16 protein-coding genes are annotated in these 22,691 nt (G+C 59.7%); 5 read left to right on the top strand and 11 right to left on the bottom strand.

The genetic code is table 11. The features are described 5' to 3' along the window. Positions 1-147 precede the first annotated feature (147 nt). On the bottom strand, positions 148-1,212 hold the full coding sequence (locus tag OHL20_RS05025) for a radical SAM protein (RefSeq protein ID WP_263382110.1): 1,065 nt from the start codon (positions 1,210-1,212) through the stop codon (positions 148-150). Between the two features lie 36 nt (positions 1,213-1,248). Next, positions 1,249-1,524: a hypothetical protein gene (locus tag OHL20_RS05020; protein WP_263382109.1), complete on the bottom strand. Its 276-nt coding sequence runs from the start codon at positions 1,522-1,524 to the stop codon at positions 1,249-1,251. Between the two features lie 281 nt (positions 1,525-1,805). Between OHL20_RS05020 and OHL20_RS05015 the strand changes: the two genes are divergently transcribed. After that, complete coding sequence (locus tag OHL20_RS05015) at positions 1,806-2,309, top strand: hypothetical protein (protein ID WP_263382108.1); 504 nt, start codon at positions 1,806-1,808, stop codon at positions 2,307-2,309. Here OHL20_RS05015 and ligD read toward each other — a convergent pair. Next, positions 2,299-5,022: a DNA ligase D gene (ligD, locus tag OHL20_RS05010; RefSeq protein WP_263382107.1), complete on the bottom strand. Its 2,724-nt coding sequence runs from the start codon at positions 5,020-5,022 to the stop codon at positions 2,299-2,301. The genes OHL20_RS05015 and ligD overlap by 11 nt on opposite strands. A 6-nt stretch (positions 5,023-5,028) precedes the next feature. Further along, positions 5,029-5,961 carry a non-homologous end joining protein Ku gene (ku, locus tag OHL20_RS05005; protein WP_263382106.1) on the bottom strand — a complete coding sequence of 311 codons (933 nt, stop codon included), beginning with the start codon at positions 5,959-5,961 and terminating at the stop codon, positions 5,029-5,031. A 210-nt stretch (positions 5,962-6,171) separates the two neighbouring features. On the opposite strand from ku, the gene zwf reads away from it, so the two are divergent. Beyond that, positions 6,172-7,539, top strand: coding sequence for a glucose-6-phosphate dehydrogenase (gene zwf, locus OHL20_RS05000; protein WP_263382105.1), 1,368 nt, complete (start codon positions 6,172-6,174; stop codon positions 7,537-7,539). A 78-nt stretch (positions 7,540-7,617) separates the two neighbouring features. Here the strand turns inward: zwf and OHL20_RS04995 are convergent, their stop codons facing one another. From OHL20_RS04995 to OHL20_RS04985, 3 genes are read right to left on the bottom strand one after another with little or no spacing between them, the layout of a single operon-like run. Beyond that, positions 7,618-8,679 (bottom strand): LacI family DNA-binding transcriptional regulator, encoded by a 1,062-nt coding sequence (locus tag OHL20_RS04995; RefSeq protein ID WP_263382104.1) that lies wholly within the window; start codon positions 8,677-8,679, stop codon positions 7,618-7,620. Positions 8,680-8,733: 54 nt separating this feature from the next. After that, positions 8,734-10,248 (bottom strand): GH39 family glycosyl hydrolase, encoded by a 1,515-nt coding sequence (locus tag OHL20_RS04990; RefSeq protein WP_263382103.1) that lies wholly within the window; start codon positions 10,246-10,248, stop codon positions 8,734-8,736. Positions 10,249-10,279: 31 nt separating this feature from the next. Continuing rightward, positions 10,280-14,233 carry a carboxypeptidase regulatory-like domain-containing protein gene (locus OHL20_RS04985; RefSeq protein WP_263382102.1) on the bottom strand — a complete coding sequence of 1,318 codons (3,954 nt, stop codon included), beginning with the start codon at positions 14,231-14,233 and terminating at the stop codon, positions 10,280-10,282. Positions 14,234-14,491: 258 nt separating this feature from the next. Between OHL20_RS04985 and OHL20_RS04980 the strand changes: the two genes are divergently transcribed. Beyond that, on the top strand, positions 14,492-15,961 hold the full coding sequence (locus OHL20_RS04980; RefSeq protein WP_263382101.1) for an APC family permease: 1,470 nt from the start codon (positions 14,492-14,494) through the stop codon (positions 15,959-15,961). Positions 15,962-16,502: 541 nt separating this feature from the next. Here the strand turns inward: OHL20_RS04980 and eutC are convergent. The 3 genes from eutC to OHL20_RS04965 form a co-directional block, all read right to left on the bottom strand. After that, a complete protein-coding gene (eutC, locus tag OHL20_RS04975) occupies positions 16,503-17,279 on the bottom strand; it encodes an ethanolamine ammonia-lyase subunit EutC (protein WP_263382100.1) in 777 nt (258 codons plus the stop codon). A 141-nt stretch (positions 17,280-17,420) separates the two neighbouring features. Continuing rightward, a complete protein-coding gene (locus tag OHL20_RS04970; protein ID WP_263382099.1) occupies positions 17,421-18,791 on the bottom strand; it encodes an ethanolamine ammonia-lyase subunit EutB in 1,371 nt (456 codons plus the stop codon). A 6-nt stretch (positions 18,792-18,797) separates the two neighbouring features. Beyond that, positions 18,798-19,253, bottom strand: a complete 456-nt coding sequence (locus OHL20_RS04965; RefSeq protein WP_263382098.1) for a nucleoside deaminase — start codon at positions 19,251-19,253, stop codon at positions 18,798-18,800. Between the two features lie 138 nt (positions 19,254-19,391). Between OHL20_RS04965 and araA the strand changes: the two genes are divergently transcribed. Continuing rightward, the gene (gene araA, locus OHL20_RS04960) at positions 19,392-20,876 is read left to right on the top strand and encodes an L-arabinose isomerase (protein WP_263382097.1); all 1,485 of its coding nucleotides are present in this window, start codon (positions 19,392-19,394) and stop codon (positions 20,874-20,876) included. Positions 20,877-20,888: 12 nt separating this feature from the next. Here the strand turns inward: araA and OHL20_RS04955 are convergent, their stop codons facing one another. Further along, positions 20,889-21,986: a LacI family DNA-binding transcriptional regulator gene (locus OHL20_RS04955; protein ID WP_263382096.1), complete on the bottom strand. Its 1,098-nt coding sequence runs from the start codon at positions 21,984-21,986 to the stop codon at positions 20,889-20,891. A gap of 148 nt (positions 21,987-22,134) precedes the next feature. Here OHL20_RS04955 and OHL20_RS04950 point away from each other — a divergent pair, with 148 nt between their 5' ends. Next, complete coding sequence (locus OHL20_RS04950) at positions 22,135-22,563, top strand: helix-turn-helix transcriptional regulator (RefSeq protein WP_263382095.1); 429 nt, start codon at positions 22,135-22,137, stop codon at positions 22,561-22,563. The last annotated feature ends 128 nt before the right edge of the window (positions 22,564-22,691 follow it).

The raw sequence follows: 22,691 nt of genomic DNA, 5'->3' as shown, positions 1-22,691 counted from the left end.
GCCACCAGCCTGGTGTTTCGTGCGGCTTTAGCCGCTGAGGTACGCTTCTGTCCCGGTGTGTCCTAAGCTGCCTATAGGCAGAAGTTGCTTTGCGCAAGAAAGCACTCGCACTAAATCCGCGTTATTCCGCGCCAATCCGCGGTAGCCTTAGGACCGTGCGACGTGACGATACTGCGGCGTAAAGCCAAGCTGCCGAGCCACATCGAGAATGCGATCGAAGTTGAGGCTGATCGTCGCCCCCGCCTTCTGGGTCACTTCATCTTCGATAGGCAGGTCGAAGTCGTCCGCACCATAGGCCAGCCCTTCCAGGGCGCGCTCATTCTGTGTGAGGACGGAGGTGCGGATATGGTGAACGTTGTCGAGATAAATACGGCTAAGCGCAAGATGCCGAAGATACTCGCCGGTCCCGATCTCAATGCCGCCGATCTGGGTGAAATAAGGCTTGTAGGTCCAGCAGAGAAAGCTGGCCAGGCCATGCGTCTCATCCTGAAAGTCACGCGTGCGTTCCAGGTGTTCAAGGCGCTCTTCAAGGCTCTCGTCAAAGCCGATCACCATGGTCGCCGTAGTCTTCAGACCCGCCGCGACAATGGCGTCCTGAGCCTCAAAGTACTGCGCGACGGTGTATTTGAACTTGCTATGCCGCTTCCGAAAGTCTTCCGTCAGAATCTCAGACCCGCCCCCGGTAATCCAGCGAACCCCTGCTTCCTTGAACTGCTCAGCAGCGGTCTGATAGTCCAGCTTCGCGTGGTCGGCTAGGTACATAAACTCGGCAATGGTAAGCGCATAGAATTCGACCGCGTCGCCAAAGCGTTCGCGGATGCTACGGAAGAGATCGCAGTAATAGCTCAGCGGCAGGTGAGGATTGAAGCCCCCGTTGAAGGCCGCAAGATCACCGCCCAGCGCGAGCAGTTCGTCGAGCTTGCGAAAGACCTCCGCCTGCTCCATAACGTAGCCGCCCTCCTGTCCCGGTAAACGGTAGAAGGCGCAGTAGTCGCACTGGGCTACACAGACGTTCGTGTAGTTGATGATGCGCATGATCATGTACGTGCAGGCGTCAGGCTGGTGAAACCGCCCGCGAACCTGCATGGCCAGCGTACGAAGTTCGGCATCCGAAGCGTTCTGCCAGAGCCACCGGGCGTCGTCGCGGCTGATGCGGCCACCGCTGCTCACGGTCTGATGAATCTCCTCGAAGGTAAGCTCCGCCGTACTCATTGCTCTATTGTAGATACGTTTGTTGCGCGGCAGCGCCTACTCCCACTGTGTCGTATGACGGGAGAGCCACCAGCAGGGCAGATTTCCAGCCTGCGGAAAGAGGGAACGGCTACAGGTGACGGGCAGGTCGCCGTCGTAGTCGTACTCCTCCTTCTGGCCTTTGAGCGGAGTCGCGAGGAACTGGTGGACGGGAATCGTTCGAAAGGCCGTGCCGTGGGAGATGCGCTGATGCAGCACCACCCAGTCGCCCGCATACAGGAACGCGAGAACCACTGCCAGCACCAGCACTCCACGCAAAACCAGGCGACCCATCGAATTCTCCTCTGACTGCTTAGCAAACCCGGCGGCAGAAACTTGACAATTTCACCCTTCAGGCACCCCCGGCAGGTCCATATGAAGGGGACTTGCATCTTCGAGGTCCAGACCTAAGTCCAACGTTATGTTAGACCTTGGACCTGAAAGAGAAAAACTTTTCGCCACGAGGTCCCCGGATTTGCCGCGTGCGGCCTTTGGCTCAAGTTTACCGTCAAAGTATCTAAAGCCACGGCAGCGAGTAATTTGACCAAACGCGCAGGCACAGAACTGAGAGATCAATGGGCAAAGAGTGGATCGAGCAGCTTGCAGGGGACCTGAAGGAAAAGGGACGGGATGCGGCCGAGAGCTACGGCAGGGAGCAGCATCGAGCCGGCATCATCGACGCAGAAGGTAAGGTCTTCTTCCTGGCCGCTGTAGCTGCGATAGAGCAGGACTTCACCGAGATTCGCAGTCAGCTCCAGGGCAGCCCCATCTCCTGTGAGACCTCCATCGTTCGAACCGGACCGGCCGAGGTCAAGCTCACGCGCAGCCGCTTTCCATGGTTTGACGCGACGCTGAAGCACAATGACGCCGATGTGACGCTCGACTACGCGCGTGGACGCGGAGTCGCTCCAGACAAGGTCATCGAAGATACGACCGAGCACACGCTGGCCCACTACAGCTTCCAGGTCGACCCGCAAGACAAGATGACCCTCGGAGAGTCCTTCGGCGACGCTCCAAAGAGCTTCGAGACAGCCGACGAGTTCTCGAAGCACATCGTCGAACTGCTCTTCAAGGTGTGATCTTCAGGCTCTTGAGAATCTCCGCTGTAAGCCGTTGACGCGTCTGCGGCAGTTTCTTCCAGGGATCACGCGCAAGCCGCTTCTGCCAGTCAGGCAGGTCGGCTGCATGGAAGACCGGTCGCTCCGCAAGGTCGAGGTCGCTCCAGCTTAAGGGAAGCGAGACCGCCGCTCCAGCGCGGGCACGCGGGGAGAAGGCAGCTACCGCCGTAGCTCCTCGCTCATTGCGCAGGTAGTCGAGATAGATCCGATTGGTTCGCGCCGACTTTGTCATCTTGGTCAGATAGCGCGTAGGCGCTGACCGCTCCAACTGGAGCACAAAGGCATGCGCAAACTGCTTGATGACACTCCAGTCGTACTCCGGCTCGATCGGAAAGATGACATGCAGACCCTTGCCGCCGGTGAGTTTGAGGAAGCTCTCAAGCCCAAGCTTCTTCAACTCCTTGCGCACCTCGGCAGCGCTGCTCGTCAGCGTCTCCCAGGAGATGGCAGTATCCGGGTCAAGGTCGATAATGATGCGGTCAGGATGTTCAAGATCGTCGTTCCGCGAGCCCCACGGATGGACCTCGAGCACACCCATCTGTGCCAGCCCGGCCAGCGCCTCAGGCGTCGAAAGCGTGATGTAGGGATCAGGTTTGCCGGTCTTCTTGTCCGGCACGTCAATCGACTCGATGCCCGGCGGCAGCATGTGGTTCTTATGCTTCTGATAGAAGCAGGGCTTCTCGCTGCCTTCAGGACAGCGCACGAGCGAGAGAGGTCGTCCGCTGATATGCGGCAGCATCTCGGCGGCCACAGCCCAGTAGTAGTCGGCAAGCTTCTGCTTCGTAAGCTGCGATTCGACGTCAACAACTTTGTCGGGATGCGTGAGCCTCACAGGAGCGTGTTCAATCTTTGCCGGAGCAGCGGCACTCTTCTTAGCTTCTGCGGCGGGCGGCACACCTGGCGCGTCTTTCGAGCGTCGCGGCGTAGGCGGCGTGGTCGCCTCCTCGCGCGTCACCTCCTCCGCGGCTTTGTCCTCACGCATTCCTTTGAAGGAGGCCTGACGCACCAGGTTCTCCTTCGTCCATGTCGCGAAATTCACCTGCGCAACCAGCTTTGGCTCCACCCAGATCGCGCCTCGCCTCGCCTCAGCCGGAGGCTTATCGAAAGGATCGGCGTCCTGCCGGAGCGCATCGAGCTGATCGCGAATGATGCGATGCGACTTCGTGGTGAAGCCCGTGCCGGTGCGCCCCGCATATACCAGTCGCTTGCCTTCGTAGTAGCCAAGCAGCAGCGCACCAATACCGTGGATACCGTTCGACGGCAGGGTGAAGCCGCCAATCACGAACTCCTGCTCATGAATGCACTTCAGCTTCAGCCAATCGGAGCTGCGGCCGGAGACGTACTTGCTCGAGGCACGCTTCGAGATGATCCCCTCAGCATGAAGCTCACACGCCTTGTGGAACATGACGTCGCCCTTGGTCTCCATGTGCTCGCTCAATTGTAGGAACTCGCCGGCACCGGCAAGCACCTGTGCGAGCAGTGTCTTACGCTCGGTCAGCGGCAGATTGCGCAGGTTGTGTCCATTCAGGTGAAGCAGGTCGAAGACGAAGTAGGTGAGAGGCTTCTTCACGCCCTCTTGAAACGCCGCCTGCAGATCGGCAAAGCTGGTCGTGCCGTTCTCCGCAAGCACCACCACCTCGCCATCGAGCACCGCGCTCTCAACCGGCAGGGTCGCAACCTGATCGGCTATCGTCTTCATGCGATGGGTCCAGTCAAGCCCACTGCGGGTCAAGATCTGTACATTCGCGCCATCTTTGCGCGCCTGCATGCGGTAGCCATCAAGCTTCAACTCATGCAGCCAGCCACTCTCCGACGGTGGTGTCGTGGCTTGTAGTGCAAGCTGTGGAGACACAAACTCCGGTAGCTTCTCGGTAGGTGTATGAGCGATCTCGAAGAACCCCCCAGCGGCCTTACTGCTCTTCTTTGCTGCTTTCTTCGGAGCAGGTTCGGCGGCCGGTGCGACGTCGGTGCGGTACCAGGCATTGCCCTTCGCTGTCTCCTTGGAGTTCCAGACATGGTCTTCGCTCTTGGCGATCTCCTCGAGGCTTCGACCAGTTACGGCGCTGTCCGGCTTCTCTTCCGTAATGCACGGAGCGTCGGCTGCCCGCTCGAATTCATCATGCTCTTTGATCAGGAGCCAGTTCGGCTTGCGCTCCGTTGCCGCCTTTCCACCCATGCGGACGAGCGCCCACTTCCCCTGCATCTTCGTTCCATGCATGATGATCTTCAACGAGCCAGTACGCAGGCCCTCGTCGACATCCGTATGGCCCGCCTGCGGCTCCCACGTGCCCTGGTCCCAGACCATCACGGTGCCCCCGCCATACTGCCCTTTGGGGATGATGCCCTCGAAGCCGCCATACTCCATCGGGTGATCTTCCACCTGTACGGCCAGCCGTTTATCTTTCACAACGTAGCTCGGACCCTTAGCCACAGCCCAACTCTTCAGCACCCCGTTCCATCCAAGGCGAAAGTCATAGTGCAGGTGCGAGGCAGCATGCTTCTGGATGACAAACGGCAGCTTGTTCGCCGCAGATGTAGCTTTGGCAGCAGATTTGTCGCCACTCGGCTCCGCGGTTACGCCGAAGTCCCGCATGGAACGATATCGCTCCAGTTGCTCATCGACGGCGTCTGCGGCATCGGGTGCCTTCGCCTTACTCGCGCGTTTTGTGGCCATTGACGACTAGGCCGACTTGCGAGACTTGGTCGTCTTCGCAGCCTTCGCAGGAGTATCCTTCACCAGCGTGATGCCCTTCTTCGACTCAGCAGCCGGAGCACTCTTCGTCGCCTTCTTCGTGGCATGCGCAGTCGGAGCCTCATCACTGGCAACACTCTTGCGCAGCGCATCCATCAGGCTCACCACCTTGGACGACTTCGGCGCTGGCTCGTCTGCCGGTAGAGGCGCGTTCTCCACCTTTGCCTCGACCATCGCTCGCAACGCCGCCTCGTACTCATCCTTGAACTTCTCCGGCTCGAACTTTCCCGCCTTCCGCTGGATCAACTCTTTTGCAAGCGAGAGTTGATCATCATCAATCGTCACCTTCTTGATGTCCGCAAAGTAATCCGTCGGCTTACGCAGCTCCTCGGCATACCGCATCATGTAGGCCATCATCCCGGGCTTGCTGTCGTCCATAGGCGATGAGAGCGCCATCAGGTGTTCCCGCCCGCCGAAGGCAATCTTTCCCAGCGCTACCTTCTTGGTCGATTGCAGCGCCTTCCGGACTACCGCAAAGGCTTCACCCTGCGCATCATTCTCGGGCACTACGAAGTAAGGCTTCTCGAAAAACTCGGGGTCAACCTCGTCGATGTCCACAAACTGCGTCACCTCGAGCGTCTTCCGCGACGGGATGCGCAGATTCTCGATCTCGTGCGGCTCGATCTGGACGTATTCACCCTTGCGGTACTCATAGCCCTTCACAATGTCCGACTGCTGTACAGTGCCCTGCGGCTCGCCCGCAGAGTCATGCGAGACCTTCTGATACTTCACCCGTTCGCCCGTCTTGCGGCTTAGCTGGTGGAAGTGAATCTCGCTCTTCGCCTCCGTTGCCGGGAAGAGTTTGATACCAAACGAAACGAGCGAAATGCGAACCTGACCAGACCAATAAGGACGCGGCATCGGGGAACTCTCCAAGGTATTTGGAAGCGAGCGCAGCCCCGTAAGATGCCTGGGCGCCGCTACAAGGCTGGTCACGATTTCATTTGCGGGACCCTTCCACGTAAAGTAGGAGGAGACATCCTCAAAACACGGTCAACTTGGAAGCAATAGTGTCCGTGCTAATTTCAGAAGCATGACCCATGCCGGAACCGGCAACAGTGAGGTACTAACGTGGACCCCGTAATCTCGGATGCGCTTGTTTTCTTCGGCGCGACTGGTGATCTTGCCTATAAGCAGATCTTTCCCTCGCTTCAGCGGCTGGCAAAGCGCGATAAATTGAACGTCCCGGTAATCGGCGTCGCCAAGTCCGGTTGGAATCTGGAGCAGTTCAAGGATCGCGCCAGGAAGAGTGTTGAGGAGCATGGCGGCCTTGATCCAGTCGGCTTTGAACGCCTGATCAGTCGTCTCTGCTATGTCGACGGGGACTATAACGATCCCGAGACCTTCAAGCAGGTGCGGAAAGAGATCGGTACCGCACAGAACCCGCTCCATTATCTGGCGATTCCGCCTACACTTTTCAGCGAGGTGATGGAACAGCTCAAAGCTGCCGGATGTGCCGACCACGCCCGCATCGTCATCGAGAAGCCCTTCGGTCGCGATCTCGCCTCCGCGCAGGAACTCAACAAGCTCGTCAACTCCTTCTTCCGGGAGGAGGATGTCTTTCGCATCGACCATTACCTCGGCAAAAATGCCGTTCAGAACCTGCTCTACTTCCGCTTCGCCAACTCCTTCCTCGAGCCGATCTGGAACAACCAGCACATCGAGTCGGTCGAGATCACCATGGCGGAGCAGTTCGGCGTGCAGGGTCGCGGCTCCTTCTACGACGGCGTCGGCGCGATCCGCGATGTGGTCCAGAACCACCTGATGCAGCTTCTGAGCAACGTCGCGATGGAGCCACCACCCGGCATCGATATGGAACTCTTCCGCGACGAGCGTGTGAAGGTGCTGCGCGGCATCCAGCCCATCGGCCCTGACGACGTCATCCGCGGCCAGTTTCGCGGCTACCTCGATGAGCCGGGCGTCGCCAAGGATTCGCAGGTCGAAACCTTCGTTGCGCTGCGTCTGTATCTCAACTCCTGGCGTTGGAAGGGTGTGCCGTTCTTTATCCGGACGGGCAAGTCCCTCGCGACTACCTCGACCCAGGTCATCGCGAAGATGCGCCGCCCACCGGCCATCTTCTCGAGCGACCCGCAGCCCGCGAACTACATGCGCTTCCAGGTCAGCCCAGATGTGAAGATGGCGATCGGCGCCCTTGAGAAGACGCAGGGTCAGGGCTTCTATGGTCATCCCGTAGAGCTTTTGGCAGCGAACAAGAAGGACACCTCCGAGATGCTCCCCTACGAGGAACTCCTCGAAGATGCCATGGCAGGAAATCAACGCCGCTTCGCTCGGCAGGACTACGTCGAGCAGTCCTGGCGCATCCTCGATCCCGTCCTGAGCCGCGATAGCCCACTCCGCGTCTACGAGCCCGGAAGCTGGGGACCCACCGAGTCCAACCCCATGACCGACGGCTACGAGCCCTGGTTCAACAAAGAGTAGAGACCTGCGTCTTCAACAAGATGACACCGATGAGACGCAAACGCCGTTTCTCATCGGTGTCATCGACTTCTATCTGTGCTAAGCCTTGGCCTTTGGTATCGGTCCCGTAGACTGCCGCTCGACAAACGTGGGCAGTATCCGGATCGGCGCCCTCGGCTTGTCGCTGTCCTCCCCCTGGATGAGTTGGAGCAGTGTCGTCGCTGCGGTGCGCCCCATCTCGTGCAGCGGTTGCCGCACCGTTGTCAGCGCCGGATTATTCGTCGCCGCACCCGGAATGTCATCGAAGCCCACCACCGAAATCTGCGCCGGAACGTGGATCCCTGCCTCGTGCAGAGCCGTAATCGCGCCGATGGCGGAGAGATCGTTGAAGGCGAAGATTGCTGTAAACGCGACACCGCGCTCCAGCAGTTCGACCGTCGCCGCCCTGCCCGGCTCCGCCCCCAGGCCAGTCCCGCTCAGTTGAACCGTCAACCTGGGATCGATCGTGATGCCGAGGTCTGCCGCCACCTGCTGGATCGCCTTCCACCGCAGCCGCGTATCCGAACTGAAGGTCTGTCCCTTGATGAACGCGATCTGCCGATGTCCCAGCCTCTGCAAATGGTCGAGCGCATAGCGTGCGGCGAGCAGGTGATCGAGTTCGATATTTACGATTGAGCGTCGGCGCGTGTGGTTCGACACCGCGACGACGGGCACGGGAATCTCTTCCTCCAGCGCCGAATCGACCGCAATAATGCCCTCCACCGCCCGCGACACAAGCAGCCGGGGATACTCGCGTAGCAGCTCAGCCCGGTGGCGATGGCTGACGACGAAGTAGAAGAAGCCCGCCAGCAGAAGCACGTCCTCGATGCCGCCCAGCACCGCCGTCGCGTACCCTTCACTGATCTCAGGCACGATCACGCCAACGGTAAAACTTCGCTTATTCCGAAGCCCGCGCGCAAAGACATTCGGCTGATAGTTGAGCGTTGCGGCTGCCTCGAGAACACGCTTCTGCGTACCCGCCGCAATCCGATGCGTTGTTGCCGACTGGTTGATGACGCGCGACACCGTAGCCTGCGACAGCCCGACGTGGGCGGCGAGTTCCTTCAGGCTCAGGCCGCCGCGCGTGGGCACCTTCTCTAACTCAGGAGACTTCGAGGGCATGACCTTACGTTGATCCAATCTTTATTGGCAGACCCTTCACACCCAGCAACCGTATCACTGTGCGATGGTCACGAGCACCAGCGCATTCGGGCCAAGCTCCAGTGTCAACCGTCCACCGTGCAGCGTCGTATGCTCTGGCTCGCCGAACGCCGTCTCATGATTCAACTGCTCAACCTGCGCAGCGGTCGGATCGAGCGGCTTGCCCATGGCTGCATAGCGCGGCAACACATTGCCATGCGTATCGTCTACCCGTTGGACCGCCACCTTCGCGTTGGCTGCAACCCCGTGAACCTCAAGTTCCATCGGGTGAGCGCTGCCGCTCTCGCCCGGGTCGACCAGGTTCCATGCCGCGATTGCCAAACCGTGCGCCGTCTTCGTCGCGATCACATTGGGCGACGCAGACGCGATCCGCTGATCGCCGAGGTGATGCAGCAGGGCAAAGTCGTAGTAGCTCGGCTTGTTGATTCCACCCTTGGCACGCAGGCCAAACTGACCTGCGAAGGGCTGTGGCACCGGGCCGCCCTCTTCAAACACATCCGAGAAGGTCCAGAAAGACATCTCCTGCACCTTGCCGTCGCACTGCCGCACGGTGTTCGCAAGCCCCGGCCCGACAAAGGTCGTATCGCGCGACTCGTGATTGCCCTGCACATTCCATTCCGTCCAGAAGAGAGGAATGTGCGGCGTTGGCGAGGCATCGATCTGCTTACGCACCTTGTCGATAGCCCGGCAGACCCGGTCATCCATCGAGATCGTCTCATCAGTGCCGAAGAGGTCCTCTACGGTGTCATCCGCGTAGCCGTGCGACGTCACGAAGTCGACCGGCACATGATTCTTCGCCGCATGCTTCAGGAAGTCATCCACCCACGCCGCCGCAGCCGTCGCCGGTCCACCCACCCTGATCTTCGGACTGACGGCTTTCAAATCATGCGCCGTATGGTCATACAGTTCGAAGTAGGAGCGCTGCTTGGGCACTCCATTCCAGAAGTCGATGTTGGGTTCATTCCACACCTCGAAGTACCACTGGCTCACCTCATCGATTCCATATCGATCAACCAGGTGCTGCGCGAAGTGTGTCATCAGGCCATCCCACTTCTCCCAACTCTTAGGTGGCGAGACGTTCTGCTTATACCAGAAGGGATGCAGGTCATCGGGATTGAACGCCAGCTTCTTCGGCATGAAGCTGATCTCGACCACCGGCCGCACCCCATTCTTCAGCAGCCCATCGTAGATCTGGTCGACGTAGCTGAAATTGTAGACGGGGTTCCCATGCTCATCCTCGGTGTAGACGCCCACCTCATCGTGAAGGATTGCGTGGAACCTGACGTATCGAAATCCGGTCACCTGCTTCACTGCCCGCAGGTCGTCACGGTAGCTCTCACGCAGCGTCAGGATCGCTCGACCGGAGCCGAACATCTCCTCCCAGAAATGGGGGAAGGGTGTCGTCGCCGCCTTCGCATCGATCTCGACATGCTCCTGCGCTTCGGCCCGATGGCCCACAAACGCCACCATCAGGCAGAGGAGCAGGACGCGGCACACAGCGGAGGAAACTCGGTACAGACTCGTTTTCACGAATCCATCTTAGCCCTTCAGCACACCATCCCTAAAACGCGAGGTGCAACGACATCTGGATCTGACGCGGGCTGCCAATCGTATGCTTGGTCACGCCAAGTCCTCCCGGCGTCTTCGTATAGAGACTGTACGGGTCAGTATTGAGCTCCGGCGCGTTGTTGTATCCCTGGTTCTGCGAGACGTTATCCGTAGGAATATCGAAGCTGCTCGTATTCGTCACGTTGTACATATCAAAGGTGTACCGGAGTGTGTAGTGGTCTCGCAGGTTGACCGTCTTCACCAGCGAAGCGTCCGTCCGCTTCTGGTACGACTGCCGGAAGATGTTCCTCTGCCCTTGGGTGAAACCGGTCTCGAAGACGTCGCCCTGCGGCACGCCCATCGTGCCCTGCTGGATCAGCGGAATCGTAAAGCAGTCCGCTTTCAGTGCCGCACCTTTGTATTTCGTTCCCGAGTTCGGGTCGTAGAACGCTCCATTGTCTCCGGTCAGCGCGCTCTTCGCCGAACACCCCGGCGCAAGCGGCACAATCGGATTCGTGATGCCATCGAAGGTGCTGTAGTAAATGCTGCCCACTGCACCCGAGTAGTCGATCACACTGTACGGCTGCCCGCTCTGGATGATCCCGATCCCGTTCACCGACCAGTTGTTCAGCACCTTACCCGCAAACGTCCCATTGCTGTAGAAGGTCGGCACCGTGTAGCTGTAGGTAAAGTTCAGCACATGCTTCCGGTCGAAGTCCGCCGAGCCATAGCCGCTCCGAAGGTTCGTCGGATCGTTGCCGTTATAGAACAGTCCAAGCCCGCTCTGCTCATCCGTCGTATGCGAGTAGGTGTACGAGACACCCGTCTGGAAGCCGTGGCTGCGGCGCTTCTCCACATGGATCTGCAGCGCGTGATACGCCGAGATACCCGCCGCCGTGTACGTCTCCGACTCCGACGAATAGCCAAGATAGGGCACGCGCAGATCGACGTTGCCGCCTTCATAGTTCTGCTGCATCTGCCCGTACTTGCAGGTTGCATCCTGGTTCACGCAGATCGGCGCAAACGTATCCGGATCGAGCACCGTATAGCCATAGCTGAAGCTCTGCGTCGCCTTGTAGCCGCCTGGGTGCGTAGGCGCGGCTGTCGACGCAAGGTGGGCCTGGTTGAACGGTAGCGGAATTACCTGGTGTCGCCCGAGATTGCCGACGTAGCCGATATCCACCATCAGGTCGTTGCGCGGCTGCCACTGCACATCCAGCGTGAAGTTGATGCTGTACGGCAGCTTGTTTCCGCGAGCGTAATCACCGAGCGTAAACGGCTGACCGCCCGCAATGATCCCCGCAGCATTCGGCAGATAGTTGACCAGATCGGATGCCTTCGGGTTCGATGGCGGAGCCGTCCGTACCGTCCCCCACGGCGACGCCAGCGAGTAGCCGCTCGTATCGCCGCCAGCCGGATTCGCCCCGCAGATCGGAATGTAGAAGTCGTACAGGAAGCTCGTCTGCCCATACGGCGACGCGCTGTACGGGCAGGTCTGCTGCGTCACAAACGGTGGCGTCTGGCTGATACCGAATGGGCCGCCCGAGACCTCACCCGCTGCGTAGCCCGGCGACAGGTATGTATACAGTTCGCCGCGATCGTAGTACATCCCCATGCCCGCGCGAACCACCACCTTGTTGTCGCCCCACTTCGGCTGCCACGCTGCACCAAGCCGCGGCGCAATGCCCCACTGCCGACCGGTCAGCGTCGTATCACTAACACCTGAGGTCCCATTGACGTTGTTCCCCGCGATAATCAGGCCGGACCCCGTGATCTGATCCCCCGGTGCGCTATAGGCATACTGCGTTGGGTCGAAGTTGAAGATACGGCCATTCTTCTCCGTCAACCCGCCATTCCAGTCATAGCGGATACCCGCCGTCAGCACGAGATTCGGCAACACCTGAAACTTGTCCTGCAGGTACAGCCCGGTCTGGTTTGCCCGGTAATAGCGATTCGCGTCGCCCTGCAGAAAGGTAGTCGCCACAAAGCCGTTCGTGCTGTATGGCGTCACCCAGTTCTCCGCGAAGGTCGCAAAATCTGGGGTCGCTACACTGCCTTTGCCGGTGCGCTGATCGCGAACATTCAACTGCGTATAGGCGAAGCTGCCGCCAAAGGTCACCGAGTGCTTACCCTTCGTCCAGATCGCATTCGCAGATGGCTGGATGCGGTTCTGGAACACGCCCGTATACGCACTCTGCGACTGTGCGCTCGGCCCGATATTCAGTGACTGCGCTCCCAGGCCCGCTGCCGATCCGCGTGCCCCGAGCGTGTCGACGATCGTGATTCCCGGGAAATAGGAGCCGAACGCCGTCGTCATCCCCGCAGCCGGGGTACCCGCCTCACCCGGCGCCCATGGCTGATCGTTGGTGCTGTACGCCTTCTCCCGAATAAAGCCCAGCGTCTCTGTAATGCTGAAGTTCGAGCGCAGCGACTGGATGTTGTTGATCGAGATCACCTGCGAGCCGACGTCCATGTGCTCCGTAAATCCGGGCACGCTCGAGAGCGCGTATGGCACGCTGTTTGGATCGTGCTGATAGTAGTACTTGATCGCCAGCAGGTCCTTCGACGAAGCGTTCCAGTCAAGGCTCGACGCAAGCTGATCCGAGATGAACGTCGACGTGCCCGTCTCAAACGCATTGAATGGCGAGAAGAAGTCCGGCGCATGACCGTTATCGTTCGGGATCAGCCAGTTGCCATTTGGCAGCTTTGCCTGAAACATCGCGAGCCCCACTGCGTTGTTGGTCCAGTTGTTGGCCGTGATCGGGTCCAGGAAGTTCCCTGCGAGCGAGCCCTGCGAGTTGTTGGCTGAGTTCACCAGGTCCGCCAGCCCGCTTGGTGTGCGGTTGGTGTCGCTCAGCCCATTCGGCACCGCAAGCTCCGTGTCGCCCGTCTCCTGGTCGGATACATGCAGGTGCTGGTAGCCGACAAAGCCGAAAAGCTTGTCCTTGATGAGTGGTCCTGAGAACGTGCCGCCCAGCGTGTACCGGTGTAGCTGCGGATTCTTGTCACTCTCCGGAATGCCCGAGTCCTTTTTGAAGAAGAAGGGAGCAGCGTTCATGAAGTTCGTTCCGCGGTGACCGTACAACTCGCCGTGGATGGCATTGCCACCCGACTTCGTGCTTAGGTCGATATGCGCACCGCTTGACGAGCCCTGCTGCGCGTCGTACATCGAGGCGTTCACCCGAACCTCTTCGATCGTCTCCGGCGCAGGAGTTGGAATTGCATTGCCAATCGCCAGGTAGACCGACGACGCACTCTGGATCGTTCCGCCGCCGCCTGCATTGCCCTCGCCCGTGTTGTTCACCACGCGCGACGAGGACACCTGGCTGGTGCTCTTGCCATTGAACAGGTTGCTGCCATCCACACCGTTCAGCTGGAAGCTATTCGACGTATCCCGCTGGCCGTTGGCCCAGATCGCCGCATTGCCCAGTCCGCTGTTCGAGCCAGTTCCGCCCGGCAACTCCGCGTTCACGCCCGGCGAAAGGATCGCCAGGCCAGTGAAACTGCCCGTCGGCAGGGGAATCGCCTCGATCTGTGCGCGGTCCATGATGTAGCCGTTCGTCGTATCGACCGCGTTCATCAGCGGCACTGCTTCGACCGTCACTGACGTGTTGACCGAGCCAACCGTCATCGTTGCGTTCACCGTCCCGGTGCGGTCCGCCTGCACGACGACGCCCGGAAACTTCGCCGTCTGGAAGCCGTCCTGCGTGAACGTCAGCGTATACGCGCCGATCGGCAGGTTCGGGAAGTCGTAGAAGCCGGTCTTGCTTGCGGTCTGCACCCGCTTCAGCCCGGTCTGCTCGCTCGTCACCGTCACCGTCGTGCCCGGCAGGGTCGCGCCCTGCGCATCGGAGACGGCTCCCGTTAGGCCGCCGAGCGTCTGCTGCGCTCTACCCATCACTGAGGAAGCTACAAAGATCAGCACGAGGAGGGAGCGACAAAGGAGAGAGCGGGTGTGCAGGGACATGAAAAGGACTCCAAAAAATAGGTTCAGAACAGCAACAAAAACGGCTCGAATCAAGACGTGAAAACAGGCACGCCTGCGACGAATAGCTTGGCAGAAATCGTTGCGGTTGCAACAACTTGCAAAGGGTGGAACCCAATCTTGAGATGGCTTACTTGCAAGATAACCCATCCTCATCTGAATGGCGAGAGATTAATCAGCTTCCAAACGTCACGATCGCGCCCTGTTCGCTGGGTGCCTTGGAAGGAGTGCTGGAGTGCTATGCTCTCCCTAATCTCTCCAGATATTCAGCCATCATCCGCGTACCAGGGAGCGTCGCTAACCTTGCCTAACCCCTCCGGAGTGCTTGAAGCGACGAGCGTCGAAGCTGGCCGCCACGGCCTGCGCCACCAAGTGCTCTCGCCCATGGAGACGCTCGGCCAGTCCATCTCGACCATCGCCCCCAGCACCTCGCCGACTATGACGATCCCGCTCGTCTTTGCCGTGGCGGGTAACGGGACATGGCTCGCTTACCTGCTCGCCACCCTGTCCGTCCTGCTCATCGCCCTCTGCATCCGCAGCTTCGCCCGCGACTCCGCCTCGCCCGGCTCGCTCTACGTCTACGCGACCTCGACGCTTCCACCAGCCGTCGGAGCCCTCACCGCCTGGGCGCTTCTGCTCGCCTATATCGCCACCGGCTCGTCCGTCATCGGCGGCTTCGTCAACTACGGCATGGTCGTCCTCCAGACGCTGACGCCCTTCCGCAGCACCTCGCTCCTTACGCCGGTGCTCCTCGCCGTCTCCGTCACGGCGCTCTCCGTCTGGATCGCCTGGCGTGACGTCCGTATCTCCGCCCGCCTCATGCTCTGGATCGAGGGTAGCTCCGCACTCCTCATTGCCATCGTGCTTGCCGCCATCCTCGGTCGTCACGGCTTCCACGTCGACCTTCAGCAGCTTCGGCTGCAGGGCGCATCGGTGCAGGGAATCCGTCTCGGCATGGTGCTCGCCCTCTTCAGCTTTGTCGGCTTCGAGAGCGCCACCACCCTCGGACACGAAGCGCACCAACCCCTCCGCACCATCCCTCGCGCTGTCCTGCAATCTGCGATCCTCTGTGGTCTCTTCTTCATCCTCGCTGCCTACGGCGAAACCCTCGGCTACCGTCCGACGGGCAACAATCTGGGTGAGACGACAGCGCCGTTTCATCTCCTCTCGGGCCTCGTCGGGATGCCGGTCTTTGGGCCGCTGGTCGATATTGGCGTATTGATCAGCATGTTCGCTGCCACGCTGGGTTGCATCACGGCGGCGGCCCGCGTCCTGCTGCTGATGTCGCACAACCGTCTTTGCCACCAGTCCCTGCGTCGCATCCACCCGCGCAACCAGACTCCCGGAGCCGCTGTCCTCGTCGTCGGTACCCTCGCCGGACTGCCTGCTGCGTGGCTGGCTGGCCATGGCGCGAGTGGCTCGGATATCTACGGCTGGATGGGGTCGTTTGCCACGTATGGTTTCATCACGGTCTATGGCCTCGTTGCTATTGCCCTGCCGATTGCGCTGCACCGACGCCACAAACTCAACCCTGGCTACGTAGCGCTGTCGGTAGCGGCGACTGCAGCAATGCTCCTTGCTCTCGAGGGCAGCCTCTACCCCATTCCGCCGCGCCCTTACTCCTGGCTTCCTTACCTCTACCTGGCCTACCTCGCTGTTACGTCGGCCTGGTTCCTGGCGACTCGTCACCGCTCGTCAAAGTTGGGCTGACGGACAGTCTGAAAATTTCTTCCTGAGGTCCAAAGTGTTCATAACAAGGCACCTAAGTCTGGACTTAGTCGGGCAGGTCCAAGGCTGTACAGGCGCTTGCGATCGCTTTGAGCCCTGTTTGGGTGGCGAATTTGTCAAGTTGATGCAGAAATAATTCCGTGTCTCCTGAGACTGCGTTTCGGCTGCGGACTATTGGCGTTTCCGGCTGTCCGGGTTGTCGTAAAAGTTTTTTCTGCAAGTCCAAAGTGTTCAAAACAATGGACCTAAGTCCGGACCCTTGACGCTCAGGTCTTGGTGCCTGCTCGGGGTTTGGCCTCAAAAGGTCCTTCTGGAACTCTGAATTTGTCAAGAAACTGCACTTTTCAGGATGAGGACGCATAGATAGAAGAAGCGAGAACGAGATGAGGGGGTCTCTCCACTTCGCTGCGCTTCGGTCGAGATGACGAGCGTTGGCGATGGCGTTGGGAGTGATGGATTAGAAAACCAGGTTGGGCTTAGAGGAGGAAGCTGTTCGCTATCGCGATGGAAAGGTCGCTCCAGGCTATGGTTCCATGGGGTTGAGTAGCTGAGCTACAGGCTGGTGCTGTCCGATCCGACGGTTCAATGCCACGCCAGTAAGCTGTTGCTGCACTGCGGTTGCCATACTTTGATGGATGAGTTGAGCCGCCTTCTCGTAGCTCAACCCTTCGGGCCGGATGTTCGAGACGCAGTTCCGCTCGGCATCCGTTCGTCCGATCCGGGGATTCCAGGTCAGGTAGGCTCCGAGGGAATCGGGTGCGCTTAGCCCGGGTCGCTCACCGATCAGCATGAGCAGCATCCGCGCTCCGAGACGTTCGCCGATCTCGTCGCCGATCGCTACCCGTCCCTGAACCACGAGGCTAATGGGACCGAGCGTCGTTCCAGCTGCCAATAGCGGTAGAAGCTCGGTGAGCAGCGGAACGGCATGGCGATTGACCGCGAGCGCTGAAAGTCCATCAGCCAGCACGATCGCCAGATCGCAAGGTGCGGCCGCAAGCTCGGCCTCCGCCAATCTTCGTCCAAGGTCTGGTCGACGCAGGTAGACATTGCGATCACGCGCGGCCGAGTGAAGGACAGGTGTCTCTTCCGAGGTCCACTGCAGAGCCGAGCCAGACCGAAGAGCAGCTATCTCCTGCACCAAAGAGACTGTCGCCAACTCATCCTGTATTGCGTCCCGCGCGAACGCCTGATCCATCTGGAACGTTAGCAGCGAACGTGTCGGCAGGCTGACGCCAGTGATACCAAGCCCGACGCGGGCAGGAGTGGATTCGCCTTGGCGTAAGTGTCGAAGCTCATCCATCAGCGAGCCTCCGCACGTCGGGACCGCTTAAGAACACCAGGGCGTTGGTGGGGAGAAGGGAAGCAAATCCCTCCGCTTTGCTGCGGGATGACATACAAAGAGAGTCTGGATGAGATTGGGACATGGGCACTCGGGCGTTGGTCATACGGCAGCACCGAGCAGCATTCCGGCTACGTTTGCGGCGCGCAGCAGGTCGCGTTCCAGCCATGCTGCGAACTCTGGTGCAGGTCGCAGTCCGAGCACGCGCCGCACGTAGAGTGCGTCCTGGAACGACGTGCTCTGGTAGTGGAGCATGACGTCGTCGGCTCCGGGAACGCCCATGATGTAGTTCACGCCTGCGGTTCCGAGGAGCGTCAGCAGCGCGTCCATATCATCCTGATCCGCGTCGGTGTGGTTCGTGTAGCAGACGTCGCAGCCCATGGGAAGGCCGAGCAGCTTACCGGCGAAGTGGTCCTCGAGCCCGGCGCGGATGATCTGCTTGCCGTTGTAGAGGTACTCTGGCCCGATGAACCCGACGACGGTATTGACCAGCATCGGCTTGAACTGACGCGCAACCGCATAGGCGCGAGCCTCAAGGGTCTGCTGGTCGACTCCATGATGCGCATTGGCTGAGAGCGCCGAACCCTGACCGGTCTCGAAGTACATTACGTTCTGGCCGCCGGTCTCCTCGCCGATTCCGCCGCGCTGCAGGGACCGCGCCATTGCCTCCGCCTCGGCCAGCAGGCTCAACGACACGCCGAACGAGGTGTTGGTGCCCTCTGTTCCGGCGATCGACTGGAAGAGCAGGTCGAGCGGTGCACCAGTTTCGATCGCGCGCATCTGGGTCGTGATGTGGGCGAGTACGCAACTCTGCGTAGGGATCTGGAAGGTCTGGCGAACGTGGTCGATCATGCGCAGCAGATGCGTTACTGTTTCGGGATCGTCACTTACGGGATTGATCCCGATGACGGCGTCGCCCGAGCCGAGACGTAGACCATCCAGCATGGACACGGCGATGCCCATGGGATCGTCCGTTGGATGGTTTGGCTGTAGTCGGGTCGACAGCCTTCCGGGCAGGCCTACCGTGGTGCGGAAGCGCGTCACGACGTGAATCTTTCGGGCGACGGCGATCATGTCCTGCAACCGCATCAGCTTTGCCACGGCAGCAGCCATTTCGGGCATGATTCCCGGGGCAAGGGACGTAAGCTGTTCGCCGGTTGCGCCGTCGCTGAGCAGCCAGTCGCGGAACTCGCCGACGGTCAACCCTGCGACCGGCTGGAAGGCTTCGGCATCATGGTGGTCGATGATGAGCCGTGTGACTTCATCCGACTCATACGGAACCACGACCTGATTGAGGAAGGTTGCCAATGGCACATCAGCCAGCGCGATCTGAGCTGCTGCGCGCTCCTTTGCGGAGTCGGCTGCGACTCCGGCTAACTCGTCTCCTGACCGCGCTGGGGTGGCCCTGGCCAGCAGCGTGCGCAGGTCGGCAAAGCTGTAGGTGACGCCGCGGGATGTGTGGGAGAACGGCATCGGTGCTTAGTCCTCTCCGATGTCCTCGTTCCACACGGTTGGATTGGCCGCGATGTAGTCGCCGAGCATCGTCACGCACTCTTCAGAGTTAAGGTCGACGATGCGCACGCCGTCTTCTCGCAGCCAGTCGAGGCCGCCTGCGAAGTTTTGGCTTTCGCCGACGATGACGGTCCGGAAGCCGAACTGGCGGATGAGCCCGCTGCAATACCAGCAGGGGGCGAGGGTGGTAACCATGATTAGATCCCGATAGCTTCGTTGCCGACCTGCGCGCCGGAAGGCGTCGGTCTCGCCATGTGCCGAAGGGTCACCCTCCTGTACGCGGCGGTTGTGGCCCGAGCTGATCAGCTTGCCGTCCGAGGCAAAGAGCGCTGCGCCGATCGGGATACCGCCTTCTGCGAGACCTGTCCGTGCCTCGCCTATCGCTACATCCAACATCGACAGGAACTGAGCAACTTCATCCATGTGAGCAGCTTACAAGATGGTTTGCGAGAGTGCCGGAGCGATTCGGGGAAACGGTTACTTGACCATCAGCTGCATATCGTAGAGCATCGAAACGGGTTCCTTTGCTCCGATGCGAGGCCCGGTACAGGAGAGCAGAACATGACGAAGCTCGAAGATCTCGAAATTTGGTTTGTCACTGGCAGCCAGCATCTTTATGGCCCGGAAGCATTGACGCAGGTCGCGAACCACTCGCAGACGATTGCCACGTCGCTCGATTCCGAGAAGTCTCTGCCATTCCGCATCGTCTTCAAGCCGATTCTCACGACGGCAGAGGAGGTTCGCGGGCTCTGTCGCGAGGCAAACAACTTCACGAAATGCATTGGGCTGGTGTTGTGGATGCATACCTTTTCGCCGGCGAAGATGTGGATTGCCGGCCTGACCTCGCTCACCAAGCCCTTCCTTCATCTCCATACACAGTTCAACCGCGAACTGCTGTGGTCGTCGATCGATATGGACTTCATGAACCTGAACCAGGCTGCACATGGCGACCGCGAGTTTGGGTTTATCACGGCTCGCTTGCGGCTGGCCCGCAAGGTTGTTGTCGGCTTCTGGCAGGACCCGGAGACAGTTGCCGAGGTGGCAACATGGGCGCGTGCTGCGGCGGGATGGCATGAGTCGCAGAACCTGAAGGTGGCTCGCTTCGGTGACAATATGCGCGATGTCGCGGTGACGGAGGGCGACAAGGTCGCCGCGCAGGCACAGCTTGGCTACACCGTCGATGGATATGGCGTTGGTGACCTTGTGGCACGCATGAACCAGGTGAGCGATGCTGAGGTCGACAGGCTCGTCGGCGAATATCGTGAGGCGTATTCGATTGCGAAGGAGCATGACCAGCCAGCTTCGCTGAAGGTGGCTGCGAAGATCGAGCTTGGCTTGCGTGCGTTTCTGGAGGAAGGAAACTTCGGAGCCTTTACAGATACGTTTCAGGACCTGCACGGGCTCGAACAGCTTCCGGGCATCGCTACGCAACGGTTGATGGCCGATGGCTACGGCTTTGGCGGCGAGGGGGACTGGAAGACAGCGGCGCTGGTCCGAACCATGAAGGTGATGGCACACGGACTCCCCGGTGGAACCTCGTTCATGGAGGACTACACCTACGACTTCAGCGGAACGCCGAAGATCCTTGGATCGCACATGCTTGAGGTTTGTCCTACGCTTGCTGCGGCGAAGCCCTCGCTGGAGGTTCATCCGCTTGGGATTGGTGGCAAGGCCGATCCGGTAAGGCTGGTGTTTACGGCACCGAGTGGTGCGGCTGTGGTCGCGTCATTGGTCGATATGGGGAACCGCTTCCGCATGATCGTGAATGAAGTCGATGTTATCCAGCCTGAACAGCCACTGCCCAAGCTGCCGGTTGCGCGTGCGGTCTGGCTGCCGAAGCCAAGCCTCAAGGTGGCTGCGGCCGCGTGGATCTACGCTGGCGGCGCTCACCATACCGGCATGAGTCAGGCTCTGACGATCGACCATCTGGAAGACTTCGCGGAGATGGCCGGTGTGGAACTGATCCGCATCGACGCTGACACGCGAATCCATACCTTCCGGCGTCAGCTTCGCTGGGAGGAAGCGGCGTACTCTCGCAACCTGTAGATATAGAGGACGCTACTTCTTTTTGTTCTTAGGCTGCTTCGTCGTACCGCGGGGAGAACCGGTTGATTCCCGGACGACCAGCTCTGTGGTGATCTCATAATCCTGCCTGGGCGGGGCACCTTCGCTCGTCTCCACCTGTGCGCGCAGTGCTGAAACGGCTGCGCTCGCAATGTCCAGGCGCGACATCTGCACGGTGGTGAGGGGCGGAATGGTGACCTCGGCAAAGTGGATGTTGTCGAAGCCGATCACGGAGAGGTCATCGGGTACACGGAGTCCAGCGCGGTAGATCGTGTGCAGGACGCCGATGGCTGTCATGTCGTTCGAGCACATGACGGCGGTGGGAATGTCTTTGGCAGCGAGTAACTGCTTTGCGGCGGTCAAACCTCCTTCAAGCGTGTGGTCGCCTTCGAAGATGAGCGAGGGGTCGGGGCTGATCCCAGACTCTTCGAGTGAGGTTTGAAAAGCCTTGAGACGCGATTGCGCGGAGTGGAGCCGGGCTGGTCCGGAGATAAAGGCGATGCTCTTGTGGCCGAGGGCAGCGAGATGTTGAACCCCCTGCCGGATTCCATGGTGATAGTCGACCTTGAGGAGACTTACGCCCGGGCGTTCCGGACCGACATCGATAAAGACGAGGGGGACGTTGCGCAGGGCAAGCTGTTCGAGCAGGGGCTCTTCGATGCCGAAGGTCATGATGGCGACGCCGTCGACGTTCCGCTCGAGCATCCTGCGGATACATTGCGACATGCGCTTGGAGTCGTAGTTCGTGGAACTTACCAGAATCTCGTAGCCATGCTCTACGGCTACATCCTCAAAGCCCTGGATCAGCTCCGGAAAGAACGGGTTGGTGATTTCTGAGACGATAAGACCCAAGATCCAACTGCGGCCCGAGACGAGGGCACGAGCCTGGGTGTTCGGGAAGTAGTTGACCTCTTCAATAACCTTCCACACGCGCTTCGAGATCTTGGGATTGACCGTCGCGACTCGATTGATGGTGCGTGACACGGTAGCGATCGAGACGTTGGCAAGACGTGCAATGGTGCGGATGTCCATCCGTGCCGGGAGATTCGTTCTCTGTTTCCTGACACGAGGAGTAGGTGGGATCTCTTTCATTCCATTCAATCTACTAAATAACGCAATACTTGGGATTCTGATCTTGCGGAGCCAGGGCTCTTTTCACACTCAGGTTGGAAAGCCTAAGCTTGACGCCACTCGGATGTACACTGCCGAGAGCTTGTGATGAGGAAAGTGGTTGCTTCGAATGACACTGCGAAATACAGACACAATGCTTACACCTCGTGAAGCAGCTCGCATGCTCGGCATAAGTTATCCGACGATCAAGCAGTGGATATTGAACGGCAAACTGACGACGGTGACCACGCCGGGGGGACATCATCGTATTGCGGAAGAGGCACTACGGCCTTTCCTTGATCAAGATAGAGAGAGGCCGGCGGAACTTTCGCGGGAACGCTACCGACGCATCAGCGGGAGAAACCAGCTGCGAGGCAAGGTGGTCAGCATTCGGGTCGAGGGACTTCTTGCGGAGGTAGTTCTGGCGGTAGGTGATACGCATGTCACCGCCATCATTACGGCGGACGCTGTGCGGGAGCTTCAACTGAAGAAGGGCGATACGGCAGCCGCCCTCATCAAGTCGACCGACGTGATGATCGAACGCTTCGACGATGTGTAACGAGCCCTCGCGCCTGCATCTCTAATAGATTGACCGCACGTTTCGAGTCGTATAGATTCATGATGCGACGCGATGCGTGTTCGTCGAAGTACGATCCGTTCTAACTCCATCAATCTGTTCGCGAGTTC

Origin of the sequence: Granulicella arctica (assembly GCF_025685605.1) — a bacterium.
GTDB classification, from domain to species: domain Bacteria; phylum Acidobacteriota; class Terriglobia; order Terriglobales; family Acidobacteriaceae; genus Edaphobacter; species Edaphobacter arcticus.
This window is presented reverse-complemented; position numbering and strand designations above follow the sequence as displayed.

Coding starts and splice junctions, on each gene's coding strand:
- OHL20_RS05025 (WP_263382110.1), bottom strand. CDS start 1,212: ATGAGTACGGCGGAGCTTACCTTCGAGGAGATTCATCAGACCGTGAGC.
- OHL20_RS05020 (WP_263382109.1), bottom strand. CDS start 1,524: ATGGGTCGCCTGGTTTTGCGTGGAGTGCTGGTGCTGGCAGTGGTTCTC.
- OHL20_RS05015 (WP_263382108.1), top strand. CDS start 1,806: ATGGGCAAAGAGTGGATCGAGCAGCTTGCAGGGGACCTGAAGGAAAAG.
- ligD (WP_263382107.1), bottom strand. CDS start 5,022: ATGGCCACAAAACGCGCGAGTAAGGCGAAGGCACCCGATGCCGCAGAC.
- ku (WP_263382106.1), bottom strand. CDS start 5,961: ATGCCGCGTCCTTATTGGTCTGGTCAGGTTCGCATTTCGCTCGTTTCG.
- OHL20_RS04995 (WP_263382104.1), bottom strand. CDS start 8,679: ATGCCCTCGAAGTCTCCTGAGTTAGAGAAGGTGCCCACGCGCGGCGGC.
- OHL20_RS04985 (WP_263382102.1), bottom strand. CDS start 14,233: ATGTCCCTGCACACCCGCTCTCTCCTTTGTCGCTCCCTCCTCGTGCTG.
- OHL20_RS04980 (WP_263382101.1), top strand. CDS start 14,492: ATGCTCTCCCTAATCTCTCCAGATATTCAGCCATCATCCGCGTACCAG.
- eutC (WP_263382100.1), bottom strand. CDS start 17,279: ATGGATGAGCTTCGACACTTACGCCAAGGCGAATCCACTCCTGCCCGC.
- OHL20_RS04970 (WP_263382099.1), bottom strand. CDS start 18,791: ATGCCGTTCTCCCACACATCCCGCGGCGTCACCTACAGCTTTGCCGAC.
- OHL20_RS04965 (WP_263382098.1), bottom strand. CDS start 19,253: ATGGATGAAGTTGCTCAGTTCCTGTCGATGTTGGATGTAGCGATAGGC.
- araA (WP_263382097.1), top strand. CDS start 19,392: ATGACGAAGCTCGAAGATCTCGAAATTTGGTTTGTCACTGGCAGCCAG.
- OHL20_RS04955 (WP_263382096.1), bottom strand. CDS start 21,986: ATGAAAGAGATCCCACCTACTCCTCGTGTCAGGAAACAGAGAACGAAT.
- OHL20_RS04950 (WP_263382095.1), top strand. CDS start 22,135: ATGACACTGCGAAATACAGACACAATGCTTACACCTCGTGAAGCAGCT.